The organism is Dickeya chrysanthemi NCPPB 402 (assembly GCF_000406105.1).
Classification (GTDB): Bacteria; Pseudomonadota; Gammaproteobacteria; order Enterobacterales; family Enterobacteriaceae; genus Dickeya; species Dickeya chrysanthemi.
The window spans coordinates 1,134,734-1,154,041 of sequence record NZ_CM001974.1 but is presented as its reverse complement, the minus strand read 5'-3'; the positions used below and the strand labels follow the sequence as shown (position 1 = coordinate 1,154,041).

The window sequence follows — 19,308 nt, the reverse complement described above, 5'->3', positions numbered from 1 at the left end:
AAAAACAACTGCCACCAATCCCTTCCCCGTCTTATTCCCGAACACAAAGATAGTTAATATATTCTATATAAATAAGAAATAAAAAACACAATGTTACATTTAAAACGGCGTTTCATTATTGTCTATCATTGAAAAACAAATAAATAGAATGTATTCATTGGCAGCCCTTATGCGATACCAGCGACAAATCTTCATTATTGTTAATGAAATATGATTAATACATCATGAAGTCCACTGCGTGGCATTCCTTAAGGTCAATAAATAAAAATAACCCATAGATATATATGGAAATTATTTTTAACACTTAAGATAAGAGTCAACTAAGGAAAAATATGATGAACAAAGCTTCAGGACGTTCTTTTACCCGCTCTTCAAAATATCTGCTGGCTACCTTGATCGCCGGTATGATGGCCTCTGGTGTTTCCGCTGCCGAGTTGGTTAGCGATAAAGCGTTGGAATCTGCCCCCACCGTCGGCTGGGCGTCGCAGAATGGTTTCACGACCGGCGGTGCCGCTGCAACCAGCGACAATATCTACATCGTCACGAATATCAGCGAATTCACCAGTGCCCTTAGCGCCGGTGCAGAGGCAAAGATCATTCAAATTAAAGGGACGATCGATATCAGCGGCGGTACGCCTTACACCGATTTCGCGGATCAAAAAGCCCGTAGCCAGATTAACATTCCAGCCAATACTACGGTTATCGGGCTTGGCACCGACGCTAAATTCATCAACGGCTCTCTGATTATTGACGGTACGGACGGCACCAATAACGTCATCATCCGTAACGTCTATATCCAGACGCCGATTGACGTAGAACCGCACTACGAAAAAGGTGATGGCTGGAACGCCGAGTGGGACGCCATGAATATCACCAATGGCGCACACCATGTGTGGATCGATCATGTCACCATCAGTGACGGTAACTTCACCGACGACATGTACACCACCAAAGACGGTGAAACCTACGTGCAGCATGACGGCGCTCTGGATATCAAGCGCGGTTCCGACTACGTAACCATCTCAAACAGCCTGATCGACCAGCACGACAAAACCATGCTGATCGGCCACAACGACACGAACTCCGCTCAGGACAAAGGCAAGCTGCATGTCACGCTGTTCAACAACGTATTCAATCGCGTAACCGAACGCGCGCCTCGCGTACGTTACGGCAGCATCCACAGCTTCAACAACGTTTTCAAAGGTGATGCGAAAGATCCGGTATACCGTTACCAATACAGCTTTGGTATCGGTACCAGCGGCAGCGTGTTGTCCGAAGGCAACAGCTTCACGATTGCAAACCTGAGCGCCAGCAAAGCATGCAAAGTTGTGAAGAAATTCAACGGCTCCATCTTCTCTGACAACGGTTCCGTCCTGAACGGCAGCGCCGTCGATCTGTCTGGTTGCGGTTTCAGCGCCTACACCAGCAAGATCCCTTACATTTACGATGTTCAGCCGATGACGACCGAACTGGCGCAGTCCATTACGGACAACGCCGGCTCTGGCAAACTGTAATTTCGCGTATCCAACGGCTGCCCAGGCAGCCGTTTTTATTCCCCGCTTTAAACCGGTTCGACCGTCGTACTCCGCGCTTACGCTTCGGTAACGTTCATGCCTACAACAACGTCTACACCGGCGATGTCAATCATAAAGCTTACCGCTATCAGTACAGCTTCGGCACCAGCGGCAGCCTGCTGTCTGAGAACAATGCATTTACCATTGATAACCTCAAGAAGATCAACGGCCGCGATAAGGAATGTAGCGTCGTCAAAGCGTTTAACGGCAAGATCTTCTCCGATAAAGGATCAATCATCAACGGCGCCTCGTACAACCTGAACGGTTGCGGCTTTGGCTTCAACACCTATTCCGCCAAGATCCCATACAAATATTCAGCTCAAACCATCACCACCAACCTGGCAAACAGCATCAGCAGCAATGCGGGGTACGGCAAACTGTAATTTGTATTCACTTGGGAAGGCCGCCGGAAACGGCGGCCTTCCCTCCTCACCAAGTCATCATGATCTCAAATTTTGTAACAACCGTATCAGCGGGGAAAAAGCAGTGTCTATCACGGCAAATAGGGGCTTCCCGCATTAATAAGGCACTTAAATTAATAAAATTATATTTAATAAAAATCGAATTATTTGTTAACGGTTTTATTTATATCAGGCAAAAATTCCGGATCATATGACTGAATTTAAAAGAAAATTCAATTCAACATCCATTAGCAAAAGTTACCGGTCTCGATCACAGTTTAGATAAAATTAACAACAGCCATAAAAAACGAGATTTTGATCGCAAAACATCTCCCCCGAAATGCTTAAAAATCCACCTTGCCGAGGGACAAAATGGCATTTCATTTTTTCACAAACGGCTTTTTGAATTCTTAACAATGCATTTGGATTAGCGCCTACAGCGCAAGGAAACGGTCTATGAAAAACACGCGTGTACGTTCTATCGGAACTAAAAGTTTACTGGCTGCCGTTGTAACAGCAGCACTGATGGCTACCTCTGCTTATGCGGCAGTAGAAACTGATGCCGCAACAACTGGCTGGGCAACGCAAAACGGCGGCACTACCGGTGGCGCAAAGGCAGCAAAAGCAGTTGAAGTAAAAAACATTAGCGACTTTAAAAAAGCCCTGAATGGAACCGACTCATCAGCCAAAATCATCAAAGTAACAGGGCCGATTGATATCAGTGGCGGCAAAGCCTACACCAGTTTCGATGATCAGAAAGCGCGTAGCCAGATCAGCATTCCGTCCAATACCACCATTATCGGTGTTGGCAGCAATGGTAAATTCACCAACGGTTCTCTGGTGATCAAAGGCGTAAAAAACGTTATCCTGCGTAACCTGTATATTGAAACGCCGGTAGACGTAGCACCGCATTATGAAAGTGGGGATGGCTGGAACGCCGAGTGGGATGCAGCCGTTATCGACAACTCTACCAACGTCTGGGTTGACCACGTCACCATCAGCGATGGTAGCTTCACCGACGACAAATACACCACCAAAGATGGTGAAAAATACGTTCAGCACGACGGCGCACTGGATATCAAGAAAGGGTCTGACTACGTCACCATTTCTTACAGCCGCTTCGAACTGCACGACAAAACTATCCTGATCGGCCACAGCGACAGCAACGGCTCTCAGGATTCCGGCAAACTGCGCGTCACCTTCCACAACAACGTGTTCGACCGCGTGACTGAACGTGCCCCGCGCGTACGTTTCGGTAGCATCCACGCTTACAACAACGTTTATCTGGGCGACGTGAAACACAGCGTCTATCCGTACCTGTACAGCTTCGGCCTGGGCACCAGCGGCAGCATCCTGTCTGAGTCCAACTCCTTCACGCTCTCCAACCTGAAGAGCATTGATGGTAAAAACCCAGAATGTAGCATCGTGAAGCAATTCAACAGCAAGGTGTTCTCCGATAAAGGCTCACTGGTTAACGGCTCAACCACCACCAAGCTGGATACCTGTGGTCTGACGGCGTACAAACCGACTCTGCCGTACAAATATTCGGCTCAGACCATGACCAGCAGCCTGGCTACCAGCATCAACAACAACGCAGGTTACGGCAAACTGTAATACCCCTGTCGACAACAGCGGCCGCTTGAAAAAGCGGCCGTTTTTTGCATCAATCGCAGGAAGAAAAGGTCATCACCATGAAAATAACCACCTGGAAACGCACGCTTTTTCTCGGTTCCCTACTGTGTCTGCCGATATCCTTCGCGCAGGCCGCAAACATCGCGCCAGAATCCCCCGCGTCCCCTTCACAGCCGATATTAAATGTCACGACGCTGGGACCAAACACCCTGATTAGCGGCCGGGTAGCGTATCGTGATATACGTTTTCCCGCCACGTTGTTCATCAAGGATCAACGCGGCGTAGAGCACAGTGTAAAAACCGATATCCAGGGACGATTTTATGCGGATGTCTCTTCAATGGTCGCACCGCTGCGCCTGTCAGCCGTTGAAGCCGGCGGGCAAAACTGCCTTGCCAGCAATCAGCTTCGTGCGGTGTGCCTGAGTGCACTGGTTCCCCAATTACGTGATGGTCATGAGAATCGTATTAACATCAACCCGTTGACCGATCGTATTTTATCCGATGTCGCTGCATCGGCCGGTTATATTGGCCCACAGCAACTGATCGACGCCACGACGCTGCCATCTTTATCGACAGCAGCCTGGGAAACCGCTTACCGTGAATTCCATGCCGGCTTTGACGATGCCTTAAAGCAGGCTGGTATTGCCGCCCCTTCGCAGTTCGATCCGCTTACTTATCCTGATGCACTGACGCCTGCCGTTACACAGATGCTTCAGGTCATTAACCACGCCCGCAATTACCACAATGACAGCGGCCAGGCCGGCCATACGGTACTGACGGACATCGCGTTTCGCCCGATTGTCGGTTTGAATGCCTCAGGCAGTTATGAGCCACTGGATCTAACCAGCGCCAGCCAACAGCGTAAAGCGCTGGAGCAAGCGCGTACCCGTATTTTCATCGTCAGCGACTCAACCGCGGCGACCTATGAGAAAGCACGTTTTCCGCGCATGGGCTGGGGGCAGGTATTTGCACAACAACTCCGCCCGGACAGCCATATTGCTGTCGTTAACGGCGCCCGTTCGGGGAGAAGCTCGCGCGATTTCTACTACGAAGGTTGGTTCCGCCAAATGGAGCCGTTTATGCGTCCGGGCGATTACCTGTTTATCGGTATGGGACACAATGATCAAAACTGCGATAGCCAGAAAGCGGTTCGTGGTGCTGCGGATGTCGCCAACCTTTGCACCTACCCCAATAGCGCTGACGGTAAACCACAATACCCCCAGGGCAAACCGGATATGTCTTTCCAGATTTCACTGGAGCGCTACATTCGTTACGCCCGGGCACATCGGATGATCCCCGTATTATTGACCCCGACTGCACGCGTCAAAAATGCGGAAGGAAAGAACGGAACACCGGCAGTCCATAGCCACCTGACGAAGCAAAACAAAGCCGGCGGTTATGCGTTTATCGGCGATTACACCCAGACCATTCGTGATACGGCCAGCAAAAATAAGGTGCCGTTACTGGATGTGGAAACGGCAACGTTGGCACTGGCCAATCAGGGGGATGGACAACAATGGCAGCAATACTGGCTGGCGGTTGATCCGGAACTCTACCCTTATTACCGCGATCAGGCCGGCAGCCTGACTCAACCTGATACCACCCACTTCCAGCAGAAAGGCGCTCAGGCGGTCGCCGCGATAGTCGCTGACCAGATCAAGGCGACACCCTCTTTGCGGGAGTTGGCAGGCAAGCTGCAAGCAACGACGCAGTAATACTAAAAAACAAGGTTTATAGGACCTTACCCGTGCATGAAGCACCTGGACCTCTGTCACTCACCACTAAAGGAATATGTGTATGTTAAAGACGATCTCTGGAACCCTTGCGCTGTCGCTGATTATCGCCGCCAGCGTACATCAGGCACAGGCAGCCACCACTTATAACGCGGTGGTGTCAAAATCCGCCAGCGACGGCAAGACCTTCAAAACCATTGCCGACGCCATCGCCAGCGCACCGGCCGGGAGTACGCCGTTTGTCATTCTGGTCAAGAACGGCGTTTACAACGAACGCCTGACGATTACCCGCAGTAACCTGCATCTCAAAGGCGAAAGCCGTAGCGGCACAGTGATCGCCGCCACCACCGCAGCCGGTACGCTGAAGTCAGACGGCAGCAAATGGGGAACGGCCGGCAGCAGCACGGTGACCATCAGCGCCAAGGATTTCAGCGCCCAGTCACTGACTATTCGCAATGACTTTGATTTCCCGGCTAATCAGGCCAAAAGCGATAGCGATAGCACTAAAATCAAGGACACTCAGGCAGTAGCGCTTTATGTAACAAAAAGCGGTGACCGCGCCTACTTCAAAGATGTCAGCCTGGTAGGCTATCAGGACACACTGTATGTTTCCGGCGGCCGCAGCTTTTTCTCTGACTGCCGGATCAGCGGCACCGTTGACTTCATCTTTGGCGACGGCACGGCATTATTCGACAACTGCGATCTGGTATCCCGCTACCGCGCCGACGTGAAGAGTGGCAACGTCTCTGGTTATCTGACGGCCCCCAGTACCAATATCAACCAGAAATATGGCCTGGTGATCACCAACAGCCGCGTCATTCGGGAAAGTGACTCCGTTTCGGCCAAGAGCTATGGACTGGGGCGCCCCTGGCATCCGACAACGACCTTCTCTGACGGACGCTACGCAGACCCGAACGCTATCGGCCAGACCGTCTTCCTGAACACCAGCATGGATAATCACATTTATGGCTGGGACAAGATGTCGGGTAAAGACAAAGACGGCAACACCATTTGGTTCTATCCGGCAGACTCTCGTTTCTTCGAGTACAAGTCTTACGGTGCCGGCGCAGCAAAAAGCGCTGATCGCCGACAACTCACCGACGCACAAGCGGCAGAGTACACCCAAAGCAAAATACTGGGGGACTGGACGCCGACCTTACCCTGATTTGTCATGCAAAACAGCCAGCCGATATCGGCTGGCTGTTGATATTCCGCGGATCAAACAACTGCCGTCAGATAGCTGTTTCGTCTTCTTCCCCGGTGCGGATACGAATAACCCGAGCCACATCAAAGACAAAAATCTTACCGTCGCCAATCTTGCCGGTCTGTGCGGTATTCATAATCGTTTCCACACAGGTATCAACAATATCGTCAGACACGACGATCTCAATTTTCACTTTCGGCAGGAAGTCCACCATATATTCCGCGCCGCGATACAGCTCGGTATGGCCCTTCTGGCGCCCGAATCCTTTTACCTCTGTGACGGTCATCCCCGTGATGCCGACTTCAGCCAGCGCCTCACGTACATCATCCAGTTTGAACGGTTTAATAATCGCATCAATTTTTTTCATGGTGAAATCCTAATCATGACTATGTAGCGGCCAGAGCCAGCACGGCGAAATCACAGTCGGCCATGCAATTCACAATAACTTAACACTATTCTTTAAAATCATTGGCGTCCAATTCATGTCGCGCCAGCAATTTATAAAATTCCGTACGGTTACGCCCGGCCATACGTGCAGCCTGTGTCACATTGCCCTTAGCGATTTGCAGTAATTTTCGCAAATAGTTGAGCTCAAATTGGTTACGCGCTTCGGCAAACGTCGGCAGCGCCGTATTCTCCCCTTCCAGTGCCTGCTCAACCAGCGCATCGCCAATAACAGGTGCACTGGTCAGCGCAACACACTGTTCAATCACATTAACCAGCTGGCGTACGTTTCCTGGCCAACTGGCCGCCATCAGGCGCTTCATGGCATCAGTCGAAAAACTGCGAACAAAGGGTTTATGTCGCGCCGCCGCTTCACGCAGCAAATGGTTCGCCAGCAACGGAATATCTTCAGCACGCTCATTCAATGCCGGCAGCTTGAGATTCACCACATTGAGACGATAGTAAAGGTCTTCACGAAACTCGCCTTTTTCCATCGCCTTAGGTAAATCCCGGTGGGTGGCGGAGATAATTCGCACATTGATATCCCTATCCCGATTACTTCCCAGCGGCCTGACCTTACGTTCTTGCAACACACGCAACAACTTCACCTGCAGCGCTAGCGGCATGTCTCCGATTTCATCCAGAAACAGGGTTCCCCCTTCCGCCGCCTGAAATAACCCCTCACGTTGACTGACGGCGCCGGTGAATGCGCCTTTCGCATGACCGAATAGCTCGGACTCCAGCAAAGGCTCGGGTAATGCACCGCAGTTTATCGCGATAAACGGCATACCGGCACGAGGGCTGGCCGCATGAATCGCCTGCGCCAGTACTTCCTTCCCCGTACCGCTCTGACCGTTAATCAGTACGCTAACGTCCGACTGCGCCACCATTTTGGCTTGTTCGAGCAGACGCTGCATAATCGGGCTGCGCGTCACTACGGCGGCACGCCAACTTTCATCGCTCGCCGGCGGTGAGAGCTTTAGCGCATCATCGATCGCTTTATACAACGCATCGCGATCAACCGGCTTCGTCAAAAAACTAAATACGCCCTGTTGCGTTGCGGCGACCGCCTCGGGAATAGAACCATGTGCGGTCAGGATAATCACCGGCATCCCCGGCTGATTTTTCTGGATTTCAGCAAACAGAGCCAGTCCATCCATTTCATCCATGCGCAAATCGCTGATCACCAGATCAATCTTTTCCCGCTGCAACAATCGCAACGCATCCTGACCGCTGGTTGCCGTGGTGACGGTAAACCCCTCGCTGGTCAGACGCATCCCCAGTAACTTCAACAGACTAGGATCATCGTCAACTAACAGCAGACTGGCGGATTTTCTGGCGGTCATTCGCTTTTCATTCCTTTTTTCACCACGGCGGGCGGTGTTTCGTTCTCACCGGTTTTCCCCCGGCGGCCTTCGCCATCAGGCAAATCGCCCTGCACTGTCTTGCGCGATGAGAGCTGGCGTTCGATATCAGTCAAATTTTCCAGTTTACGTGTTGTGGCTTCCAGTTGAGACTGTAATTGATTCTGCTGCTCACGCATGGCTTCCAGCTGTTTATCGCTGTTTTCCAACGTACGCTGGAAACGCTGACGTTCATCAGACAGTGTTAACATCAGATTTTGTTTATCCAGCCAGACCTGGAAAAGCGGCAATAACGTCAGCGGCACATTCAGTCGATGACGGTTCAGTTGTTCAATAATCTGGCGTCGCTCTTGCTCGGTGGTTTCAGCATTATCCAGCAAGATGGCCTGACGGAACAAACCGCTCCAGTCATTTTCGCCTACCAGCAACGTCTGCTGCCGCGCCTGTGTCGGCGTCATACGTGCAGCGCAATCCATCACCCGCAGCCAATACAAGGCATTATTCATCGCGTCAGTATTATGGAGCTGCCACAACCGCTCACACGACATGGTGCGATAATCCGCTACCTGCTCTTTAGGCAGGCTGACGAGTTCCGCGTCTCTTCGCCCGACAGGTGGCCTGTCGCTATCCTGAGCACAACCTGCAAGCAAAAACAGTAATGGCAGGCAAATCAGCAGCTTTTTCAGCGCGGCAACAACCTCCAGGCCGGACAACGACACTACCGGACCTCGTAACCACAGGAGGCTTAACGACCGTGCAATCATGGTTAATTCTCAGCGTTTAATGGTAATTCAATACGGAAGCAGACATCGGCATAATCCACCGTGACCAGATTCAACTCACCTTGCATACGGCGGATGCAATCCTGTGCAATGCTCAATCCCAGACCACTCCCTTTAACTGCCCCTTTACGCTGGTGAGATCCTTGATAAAAAGGCTCGAAGATCAAACTTTTGTCCGATTCAGGAATAGGCGTGCCACTGTTGGCGACATCAATCTGAACCCGGTTATCAATCTGCCGGCTGCGGATCCAAATGTTACCGGATTCCCGGCCATAGTGCACCGCATTGGAATAGAGATTATCCATCACCCGCATCAGTAATGTCGTTTCCGCACGGCAGCCCTGCGCATTCAGTTCAACATGTGTTTGCATCAATTTACTGCGGGCAGGAAGGCTATGTGCGGCCAAGACCATGTTGACAATATCGCTGATGTCAACGTGCTCCAGTCCTGTCGGCGCATCCGCCAGTTTTCGGTTATAGTCGAGCAATTGCTCAATCAGCTGCTGCAAGTGGCGGCTGCTGTTATCCAAAATCGCCACCACCTCTTTCTGGTCGTCCGTCAGCGTACCAACCACTTCATCAGCCAGTAATGCCGCCCCTTCACGCAAGCTTGCCAATGGTGTTTTTAACTCATGAGACAAATGGCGCAAAAACTCGTGGCGTTGCGCCTCCAGCCAGGAAAGACGCTCGCTTAACCAGATGATCCGCTGCGCTAAAGACCGAATCTCCGTCGGCCCCCTGAAGCTGCCGATTCGGCCTAACGGACGGCCTTCGCCCAGCCGATTGATCATTCTCTCGACGCCTTTTACCGGCCCGATAATCATCCGGGTAAACAGCATCACCAACAGCACACTAACCAGAAACAGCACCAGCGCCTGCCAGCCGAAGAAACGGCCTCGTTCAGCAATATCTCGCTGCAATTGTTGCCCACGCGAAAAGATCACCTCACGGGTTGCCTGCACCATCTGAGCATTCATGCGGGAGAATTTGTCCAGTACGGCGATGGATGCGGCGGCCGGGCCGTTGTTCTGGCATCGAATATCGGTCAGCTCAGTCAGGTATTGCCGTAGGGTTTGATAATAGGAAGGGTCGGGCAAGATAGGCGCATGCGCGTCCAGCATCTGGGAATACTGCTTCCGTTGATTCTGATACAACTGTGAGAGTGTTTGATCTCCCAGTACGCAAAACTGACGGTAACTGCGTTCCATGCTGATAGCGGTGCTGGTCATTGCCTCGCTGCGTCTTGCATCAGCCAGCGTGGTGTTATTAATTCCGGCGGCCTGCTCGCTGAGATGATCCAAACTCTCATAAGCCTGATAAGCCAATACCAACAGCGGCAATAAGACTAACAGGAATGCCATAACAACCAGTTGCCGTAAGGAGCGTGGAAAAAAACGCCAACGATTCAACGAAATCATATCGTTACCTGCAATAACACTCCGCCAGAGATATCGCTCGCCATTCTACGCGTTATCGCTATCACCTCAAAAGCCTGCCGTCAGAATCCGGGCAATGATTCGCAATCCATCCGTGCTGTTATGCAAAGCGTTGCAGCAAGATACGAGCTGGCCCGCACGATAATACCGGGAATGAAAAGATACCGCGCCCAAAAAGCAAAACCCGGTCACACAATAATTGTCTGACCGGGTCTCTGAATAGGCGGTGCCTCACTCAACGTGTCGCCCGATGTGCGATAAAGCCCGCAGGCAGTTATCAATGATGTTGGACGATAGGCACCTTATCTTTTGGCATCATTCCGGGTGTTATGAGCATTAAAACTACCTGTGCATCATAACCAGTTGAATGAGCAGCGACACTATTAAGCATACTTCATGCCAATAATTAAATTTAGCATATAACAATATGAAATTTAATTAAAATTAAAAAATCAGCATCGTGATTTTTCACAATACCGCTCTCTCAATCCTGCTAGTCCGGTGAAATATCGGCTTTTTGTCGCTAAAAAAAGACACTCTGGCACTATTTTAAAATAACCATTTAAAATCAAACAAATAAATGTCACCTTTTGGAGACAACCTTACGTCATAATGTCGCTGATTTGAGACAAAAAAATAAAGGGACCGAAGCCCCTTTATTATCAATATATTAGCTTATCGCATTAACCCAACTGGCGGCGTGCGTTACGGAACATGCGCATCCAGGGGCTATCTTCACCCCAGTTTTCCGGATGCCAGGAGTTACTCACGGTACGGAATACACGCTCCGGATGCGGCATCATTACCGTAGCACGACCACTGCTGCTGGTTACAGCAGTGATGCCATTCGGCGATCCGTTAGGGTTAGCCGGATAATCTTCCGTAGCCTGACCGTAATTATTCACGTAGCGAAGCGCCACCAACTGGTGCTGCTCCAAAGCCGCCAGATGGTTATCATCACGTACTTCTACGCGCCCTTCCCCGTGGGAAACAGCGATCGGCATACGGGAGCCAGCCATATCCTGCAGGAACAAGGATGGACTATTAGTCACTTCTACCAGACTAAAACGTGCTTCAAAACGATCGGATTTATTGCGAACGAAACGCGGCCAATGCTCGGCGCCAGGAATCAGTTCACGCAGATTCGACATCATCTGACAACCGTTACATACCCCCAGCGCCAGTGTTTGCGGACGCAGGAAGAATGCGGCAAATTCGTCACGCACCCGATCGTTGAACAAAATGGATTTAGCCCAGCCTTCACCTGCACCTAATACGTCGCCGTAAGAGAAGCCGCCACAAGCGACCAGCGCCTGGAAGTCTTGCAGATCACGGCGACCAGCGAGCAGATCGCTCATGTGAATATCAATGGCATCAAACCCGGCGCGGTGGAATGCCGCCGCCATTTCTACATGCGAGTTGACGCCTTGCTCACGCAAGACCGCCACCTTCGGACGTGCCTGACGGCTGATAAATGGTGCCGCAATATCTTCACGCAGATCAAACGTCAACTCGACGTTCAACCCTGGATCATTATCATCAGATTTGGCGTGGTGTTCCTGATCCGCGCATTGCGGATTATCACGCAGGCGCTGCATTTGCCAGGTGGTCTCAGCCCACCAGTTGCGCAGCGTAGTACGGCTTTCGTGGTATACCACATCGGTGCCACTGTGAATGATGAAGTGGTTGCCCGCTTCCGCCTGTCCCAGATAGTGCACGCACTCTGCCAGACCTTGCTCAGCCAACACTTGTTCGACTTCGGCACGGCGAGAAGCCTCAATCTGGATAACCGCCCCCAGTTCTTCGTTGAACAGTACCGCCAGCGCGTCTTCGCCCATGGAGCTAATGTCGGCTTTGACACCGCAATGCCCGGCAAACGCCATCTCAGCCAGAGTAACCAGCAAACCGCCGTCTGAACGGTCGTGATAGGCCAACAGTGCTTTGTTAGCAACCAATGTCTGCATCGCATTAAAGAAGCCGGCTAATTGCGCCGGATTACGCACATCCGCCGTCTTACGTCCCAGTTGGCGATAGACCTGAGCCAGCGCCGTCGCGCCCAATGCGTGATGTCCGGCACCCAGGTCGATCATCAGCAGCACGTTGTCTTTGTCGGTACGCAACTGCGGCGTAACGGTATTACGCACATCTTCCACACGGGCAAACGCGGAGATGACCAGCGATAACGGTGCGGTTACCGATTTGTCTTCACCGTTTTCCTGCCAGCGGGTTTTCATCGACATGGAGTCTTTACCCACCGGAATGGTCAGCCCCAGCGCAGGACACAGCTCTTCGCCGACGGCCCTTACAGCGTCATACAAACCGGCATCTTCACCGGGATGCCCGGCTGCAGCCATCCAGTTGGCGGACAGTTTCACCCGTTTCAGGTCGCCAATATGGGTCGCGGCGATGTTGGTCAGCGCCTCACCCACGGCCAAACGCGCCGATGCGGCAAAGTTACGCAACGCCACCGGCGCACGCTCGCCGATGGACATGGCTTCACCGTAATAACTATCCAGACTGGCGGTCGTGACGGCACAGTCCGCCACCGGCACCTGCCAGGGGCCGACCATCTGGTCACGCGCCACCATCCCGGTGACCGTACGGTCGCCAATGGTGATCAGGAAGGTCTTCTCAGCTACCGCAGGTAAATGCAACACACGCTCAACCGCTTCCGCCAGATAAATACCTTCACGGTTCAGCGGCGTGCCTTCCACACTCTTACGCTCGACATCACGCAGCATTTTCGGCGTTTTGCCCAGCAGTACGTCCAGCGGCATATCGATCGGCTTGTTGTTGAAATGACGATCGTTGAGCGTCAGGTGCTGTTCCTCCGTCGCTTCGCCGATCACCGCGTAAGGCGCACGTTCACGACGACAGATCTCATCAAACAACGCCAGTTGTTCCGGTGCGACCGCCAGCACATAGCGCTCCTGCGATTCATTACACCAGACTTCCAGCGGGCTCATACCCGGCTCATCGTTCAGGATATCGCGCAGCTCGAAACGCCCGCCGCGCCCGCCATCGCTCACCAGCTCCGGCATCGCGTTGGACAGGCCGCCGGCACCAACGTCATGAATAAACAGAATCGGGTTTTGCTCGCCAAGCTGCCAGCAGCGATCGATAACCTCCTGACAACGACGCTCCATTTCCGGGTTATCACGTTGTACCGAAGCAAAATCCAGATCCGCGTCAGACTGGCCCGATGCCATAGACGATGCGGCACCGCCGCCCAGTCCGATATTCATCGCCGGCCCACCCAGCACGATCAACTTGGCACCAATGCTAATTTCGCCTTTCTTCACATGTCCCGCACGGATGTTGCCGATACCGCCCGCCAGCATGATCGGCTTGTGATAACCGCGCACTTCGACGCCGTTATGGCTATCTACCGCTTCTTCATAGGTACGGAAATAACCGGTCAGCGCCGGTCGGCCGAATTCGTTATTAAAGGCCGCGCCACCCAGCGGGCCATCGGTCATGATATCCAGCGCGCTGACGATACGGTCCGGTTTGCCGAAATCCTGTTCCCAGGGCTGAATAAAGCCGGGAATACGTAGGTTAGATACCGAGAACCCGACCAAACCGGCTTTCGGTTTCGCTCCTCGTCCGGTGGCGCCTTCATCGCGAATTTCACCACCTGAGCCGGTCGCGGCACCCGGCCACGGCGAAATGGCGGTCGGATGGTTATGGGTTTCCACTTTCATCAGGATATGTGCGTCTTCCTGATGGTAAGCATAAGCGCCCTGCGGATCCGGGAAGAAACGGCCCACAGCCGAGCCCTCCATTACCGCCGCGTTATCCTTATAGGCAGACAGTACGTGGTCCGGTGTGTGCTCGAAGGTATTTTTGATCATCTTGAACAGCGACTTCGGCTGCGCTTCGCCATTGATGACCCAGTCGGCATTGAAAATTTTGTGGCGACAGTGCTCGGAATTCGCCTGAGCAAACATATAGAGTTCGATATCGGTTGGATTGCGCCCCAGCCGGGTAAAGGCATCCAGCAGATAATCCATTTCGTCGTCGGCCAGCGCCAGCCCCAGGCGCAGGTTGGCCTCTTCCAGTGCAGGGCGGCCCTGCAACAGAATTTCCACCCGCTTTAGCGCAGCAGGCTGATGCTGAGAGAACAGCAGGTTGGCCTGTTGCAGGTCGTCAAACACGCTCTCCATCATACGGTCGTGGAGCAGCGCGGCCAGCTCTTTCCACTGGGCATTACTTAATGTCGGCGCGTGGATGTAAAACGCCAAACCACGCTCCAGACGGCGAATTTTCTGCAGGCCGCAATTGTGTGCGATATCGGTAGCCTTGGAAGACCAGGGAGAAATGGTGCCCGGACGCGGGGTCACCAGAATCAGCCGCCCGGTAGGCTCATGCTCAGCGAGAGAAGGCCCGTACTTCAGCAGGCGGCTCAGTCGTGACTGCTCTTCATGGTTTAGCGGAGCGTTCACATCGGCGAAGTGGACGTATTCGGCATAAATGTCGCTGACGGGCAGGTGGTACTCCTTGCACCGGGCCAACAGTTTATTGATACGAAAAGCCGATAAGGCGGGTGAACCACGCAGTATTTCCATCATCTAAATTTCTCTCGTCTTCGAGGCACCGGAGACAGTGCGTCAGGGCGCTACAGGGGGGAAACGCACGCTATTATAGAGAATAGTGACGCCTGACGAAACCGTTTGCGTAGCGATTGTTAAACATTGAAGGGGCAGGATGGCTAAACTGTAAGCAAACGAATAACAGTTGCACACTGGCGGTTTGTTAAGCAAAATGCCCCCGACTCTGGGACAGACTTAATAAGAAACTGCCGTTACAGACAGACAGGCCAATCGGCCGCCGAGAGACAACTCATTGAAGCGTTTAACGATAAATTATATTTTCATCGGGGTAATCGCTTTGCTGTTGACGCTGGCACTGTGGCCAAATATTCCCTGGCGCAGTCATCAGGATGTCCAGCTAAGGCAAATCCTTTCACGTGGCGAGCTACGCATCAGCACCGTGACTTCTCCGCTGACCTATACCTTCAGCAATGGTTCCCCATCCGGGCTGGACTATGAACTGGCTAAGCGATTCGCCGACTATCTCGGCGTGCGGCTGGTGGTTTCGGTGCGCCAAAACGTTGATGATTTATTCAGCGATCTGGATAACGACAATGCCGACCTGCTGGCAGCGGGCCTTATCTATAATCAGGAGCGCCTGAACCGTTTCCAGGCCGGCCCCTCCTATTATTCAGTGTCACAGCAACTGGTCTACCGTATGGGGAGCGCTCGCCCCGCTTCGCTGGATAAGTTGCAGGGCAAACTGACCGTGCTGTCCGGCTCAGCGCACGCCGCTACGCTGCGTGACCTCAAAACCGAAAAATATCCGCAACTGAGTTGGGAAGTCGCCACCGATGTATCCGAACTGGACCTCCTGAAACAGGTAGCGGATGGGAAACTGGATTACACCATCGCCGATTCAATCAATATCGGCTTGATGCAACGCATTCACCCTCAATTGGCCGTCTCGTTCGACCTCAGCGACGAAGAGCCGGTTACCTGGTATATGCGGCAAAATCGTGACGATAGTCTTTCTGCCGCCCTGCTCGACTTCTTCAGTCAAGTGATGGAAGACGGCACTCTCGCTCGTCTGGAAGAGAAATATCTGGGGCACGTCGGCGAATTCGATTATGTGGATACCACCACCTTCCTCAGCGCCATCGACAATACCCTGCCGGGGCTGCAACCGCTGTTCGAAAAACATGCCAAAGAGATAGACTGGAAGCTGCTGGCCGCGATCTCCTATCAGGAATCGCACTGGAACCCACTGGCAACCTCGCCAACCGGGGTACGCGGCTTGATGATGCTGACACGCAATACCGCCGAAAGTCTGGATGTGGTGAATCGACTCAATCCGGAGGAAAGCATCCGCGGCGGTGCCAGATACCTAAGCCAAATGATGCAGCAGGTGCCTGCCACCATTCCGGCAGATGAGCGGATCTGGTTTGCGCTGGCGGCCTATAATATGGGTTACGCGCACATGATGGATGCCCGCAAGCTGACGGAAAAACAGCAAGGTAATCCGGACAGTTGGGCCGATGTCAAAATACGCCTGCCGATGCTCAGCCAGAAACGCTATTACAGCCAGACCGCCAACGGTTATGCCCGTGGTCAGGAAGCGTACAATTATGTGGAAAATATCCGGCGCTACATGGTCAGCCTGGTGGGATATCTTTCTGAGAAGGAAAACCGGGCATTACAACAGCAACTGGCCGCCAGCGCCTACCCTGCCGTACCGCCGGAGCAACTGACGGCTACTCAGCCTCATTGACTGCGGTGATTCAGCCGGGATCGACGACGTCGCGCCCGGCACGGGCGTCACGCTGCTGCTGACGACGCATACGGAAAAACCGGCTCAGCAGCTCAGAACACTCATCGGCCAGCACGCCGTCCGTGATCATGATGTGATGATTCATCCCAGGATGGCGCAGAATATCCACCAGCGAACCGGCGGCACCGGTTTTGGCATCAACTGCGCCATACACCAGCCGACTGATGCGGCTGTGAATCATGGCGCCGGCACACATCACGCAGGGTTCCAGCGTGATATACAAGGTGGTTTCCAACAAACGATAGTTTTGTAACGTCTGCCCGCCCTGTTGTAACGCCATCATCTCCGCATGTGCAGTAGGGTCATGACGACCTATCGGCCGATTCCAACCTTCGCCAATAACATTTCCCCCTTGCACCAATACGGCGCCAACCGGTACTTCGCCTTCGTCCCAGGCCCGTTGCGCCAACGACAGTGCATGGCGCATCCAGAATTCATCATCCATTGGACTACTCATCATTCCTCTTGGCTTTTCGCTTTTTCCGTATACAACGCATCACGCAGATAACCCCCGTTTTCCACTAACCGTTCTCTGGCCTGTTGTACATTACAACCTGTCACAACCATGACGATGGCGGGTTTGACGTCATAATCGGTCTGCGCCAGACATTGTTGCGCCGTTTCACGATCAACGCCGGTAGCTTCCATCAGAATACGGCAGGCGCGATCCACGAGTTTGACGTTGGTGGCTTTCACATCCACCATCAGGTTCTGGTATACCTTGCCCAACCGCACCATGGCACCGGTGGAAATCATGTTCAACACTAATTTTTGCGCCGTACCGGATTTCAACCGGGTGGATCCCGTCAACACTTCCGGCCCTACCAGCGGAGAAATGGCGATATCGGCAGCCTGAGCAATCGGCGAATGCGGATTGCAGGAAATAGCAGCAGTGCGACATCCCATTGTTCGCGCGTAGTGCAAACCGCCAATCACATACGGCGTTCTCCCCGATGCCGCAAGGCCGATCACCATATCCACAGGTGTTAGCGTCAGTGCGGTCAAATCGGCTTCGCCTAACGCCGGGTTATCTTCCGCCCCCTCAACCGCTTTAAGCAAAGCCCCCGGTCCCCCGGCAATTAACCCGACGACGACGCCATGCGGCACGCCGAAAGTAGGCGGGCATTCCGAAGCATCAAGGATGCCAAGACGGCCGCTGGTACCGGCACCCAGATAGATAATGCGCCCACCGCTCTTCAGACACGCGGCCGCCGCATCTACTGCCTGCGCTATCGCCGGCAGAACCTCACGAATAGCCTCAGGTACCCGATGATCTTCCTGATTGAACAAAGACACCATTTCTAACGTGGACAATTGGTCCAGATTCATGGATGCCGGGTTACGTGCCTCTGATACCAATGCACCGAAATCCATACTGTTGTCGTCTTTTAGCGCCATTCCGCTACCTTGTTCATCAATGTGTCCTACCTATTATCCGCCAATGCCCATCGGGACCGGCGGCTTAACAATAAAAAACGGCTTGCAAGTTAACTGGCAAGCCGTTTTGTCAGCACTTCTCAACATTAGAAAATCTCGTCCTCATCCTCACGGATCAGTGATTCCAGATTACCCAGTTCTTCACGCGCCCGCGCCCGATTGATGAGTTTCAGCTGTGCAGCGGCCGGAAAATCGGTGATGTTGATCTGCCCTTTGGTGATCAATACCTGAATCAGATCCTCCAGGACACGTACCATTTCCAGATCGCTGCTGCGCAAGCGCTCAATTTTAGCCAGAATAGCCTGCTGATTATTTAGCCATGCTATTGCCTCAACAGAATCATCCGGCAGCTCGCCATTCATTTCAGGAAACGGCGATTCTTCTACCCTGATAAGATGACCGTTGCTGTCACGCAAAATGTAAAACATACCAAGCCCTTTTTTATTAGCAATATTATAGAGACCCCAACGACAGGACGACTCGCTGTACCTGATTAGGATGAGATGAAATCAGTCCCGCCCGCAAGGATCTCACCGCGGCGAAGCCTGACTACGCTCCACGTTCCCTCATTGGCACATCATGCCAGGCCACCCACCAGCATGGCATTTTCACCATCGACGGGCAAGCTATCCCGCACCATTCTCTGTCGGTTACTCACGTTTAGCGGTAACGTGATACAGCCACAAACGGCGGCTGACGCATCAGTTAACTCACGAATTAATAAGTTAACGAACATATTATGTCGTGCCGGAATGTCAGTTATATTGACCGTTACTCGCAATTTCCAGCCGATACAGAAAAACACCACAGGCTTTTCCACCGCGCGGTGCCGGCGGGTTCCTCAAAAATGAAAGGTTGCGTCTGATAAGGTTCGCCATGAATAATGCTTGCCAGTCAAAGCCTGAAAAAACAACAAAATCAGGCCATATTGCTCACTT

Annotated in this window: 13 protein-coding genes and 1 pseudogene; 6 read left to right on the top strand and 8 right to left on the bottom strand. The window is 52.6% G+C overall.

Annotated elements, in window-relative coordinates:
- The first annotated feature begins 332 nt into the window (after nucleotides 1–332).
- The 5 genes and pseudogenes from pelA to pemA all read left to right on the top strand — a co-directional run bounded on the left by pelA (nucleotide 333) and on the right by pemA (nucleotide 6,505).
- Complete coding sequence (pelA, locus tag DCH402_RS05250) at nucleotides 333–1,514, top strand: pectate lyase PelA (RefSeq protein ID WP_299220022.1); 1,182 nt, start codon at nucleotides 333–335, stop codon at nucleotides 1,512–1,514.
- 50 nt (nucleotides 1,515–1,564) lie between these two features.
- Nucleotides 1,565–1,957 (top strand): annotated as a pseudogene (locus tag DCH402_RS05245) (pectate lyase family protein); the annotation flags it as partial.
- 474 nt (nucleotides 1,958–2,431) lie between these two features.
- Nucleotides 2,432–3,589: a pectate lyase PelE1 gene (gene pelE1, locus DCH402_RS05240; RefSeq protein ID WP_040000191.1), complete on the top strand. Its 1,158-nt coding sequence runs from the start codon at nucleotides 2,432–2,434 to the stop codon at nucleotides 3,587–3,589.
- Between the two features lie 77 nt (nucleotides 3,590–3,666).
- Nucleotides 3,667–5,322, top strand: coding sequence for a pectin acetylesterase PaeY (paeY, locus tag DCH402_RS05235; protein WP_040000178.1), 1,656 nt, complete (start codon nucleotides 3,667–3,669; stop codon nucleotides 5,320–5,322).
- An 82-nt stretch (nucleotides 5,323–5,404) separates the two neighbouring features.
- Nucleotides 5,405–6,505 (top strand): pectinesterase PemA, encoded by a 1,101-nt coding sequence (gene pemA / locus DCH402_RS05230; RefSeq protein WP_040000177.1) that lies wholly within the window; start codon nucleotides 5,405–5,407, stop codon nucleotides 6,503–6,505.
- A 67-nt stretch (nucleotides 6,506–6,572) separates the two neighbouring features.
- Here the strand turns inward: pemA and glnB are convergent, their stop codons facing one another.
- From glnB to purL, 5 genes are all read right to left on the bottom strand, one after another.
- The gene (gene glnB, locus DCH402_RS05225; protein ID WP_012768836.1) at nucleotides 6,573–6,911 is read right to left on the bottom strand and encodes a nitrogen regulatory protein P-II; all 339 of its coding nucleotides are present in this window, start codon (nucleotides 6,909–6,911) and stop codon (nucleotides 6,573–6,575) included.
- Between the two features lie 85 nt (nucleotides 6,912–6,996).
- Nucleotides 6,997–8,334 (bottom strand): two-component system response regulator GlrR, encoded by a 1,338-nt coding sequence (gene glrR, locus DCH402_RS05220; RefSeq protein ID WP_040000174.1) that lies wholly within the window; start codon nucleotides 8,332–8,334, stop codon nucleotides 6,997–6,999.
- Nucleotides 8,331–9,116, bottom strand: a complete 786-nt coding sequence (gene qseG / locus DCH402_RS05215) for a two-component system QseEF-associated lipoprotein QseG (RefSeq protein WP_040000173.1) — start codon at nucleotides 9,114–9,116, stop codon at nucleotides 8,331–8,333. Before qseG ends, glrR begins: the two co-directional genes overlap by 4 nt.
- A 2-nt stretch (nucleotides 9,117–9,118) precedes the next feature.
- Nucleotides 9,119–10,552, bottom strand: coding sequence for a sensor histidine kinase (locus DCH402_RS05210; RefSeq protein ID WP_040000171.1), 1,434 nt, complete (start codon nucleotides 10,550–10,552; stop codon nucleotides 9,119–9,121).
- A gap of 701 nt (nucleotides 10,553–11,253) precedes the next feature.
- Complete coding sequence (purL, locus tag DCH402_RS05205; RefSeq protein WP_040003397.1) at nucleotides 11,254–15,138, bottom strand: phosphoribosylformylglycinamidine synthase; 3,885 nt, start codon at nucleotides 15,136–15,138, stop codon at nucleotides 11,254–11,256.
- A 277-nt stretch (nucleotides 15,139–15,415) separates the two neighbouring features.
- Here purL and mltF point away from each other — a divergent pair, with 277 nt between their 5' ends.
- Complete coding sequence (gene mltF, locus DCH402_RS05200; protein ID WP_040000169.1) at nucleotides 15,416–16,873, top strand: membrane-bound lytic murein transglycosylase MltF; 1,458 nt, start codon at nucleotides 15,416–15,418, stop codon at nucleotides 16,871–16,873.
- Nucleotides 16,874–16,883: 10 nt separating this feature from the next.
- On the opposite strand, the gene tadA is transcribed toward mltF, so the two are convergent.
- From tadA to DCH402_RS05185, 3 genes are all read right to left on the bottom strand, one after another.
- On the bottom strand, nucleotides 16,884–17,390 hold the full coding sequence (tadA, locus tag DCH402_RS05195) for a tRNA adenosine(34) deaminase TadA (protein WP_040000168.1): 507 nt from the start codon (nucleotides 17,388–17,390) through the stop codon (nucleotides 16,884–16,886).
- Nucleotides 17,390–18,307, bottom strand: coding sequence for an N-acetylmuramic acid 6-phosphate etherase (gene murQ, locus DCH402_RS05190; RefSeq protein WP_040003395.1), 918 nt, complete (start codon nucleotides 18,305–18,307; stop codon nucleotides 17,390–17,392). Before murQ ends, tadA begins: the two co-directional genes overlap by 1 nt.
- A 149-nt stretch (nucleotides 18,308–18,456) precedes the next feature.
- On the bottom strand, nucleotides 18,457–18,798 hold the full coding sequence (locus tag DCH402_RS05185; RefSeq protein ID WP_027711284.1) for a hypothetical protein: 342 nt from the start codon (nucleotides 18,796–18,798) through the stop codon (nucleotides 18,457–18,459).
- Nucleotides 18,799–19,308 lie beyond the last annotated feature (510 nt).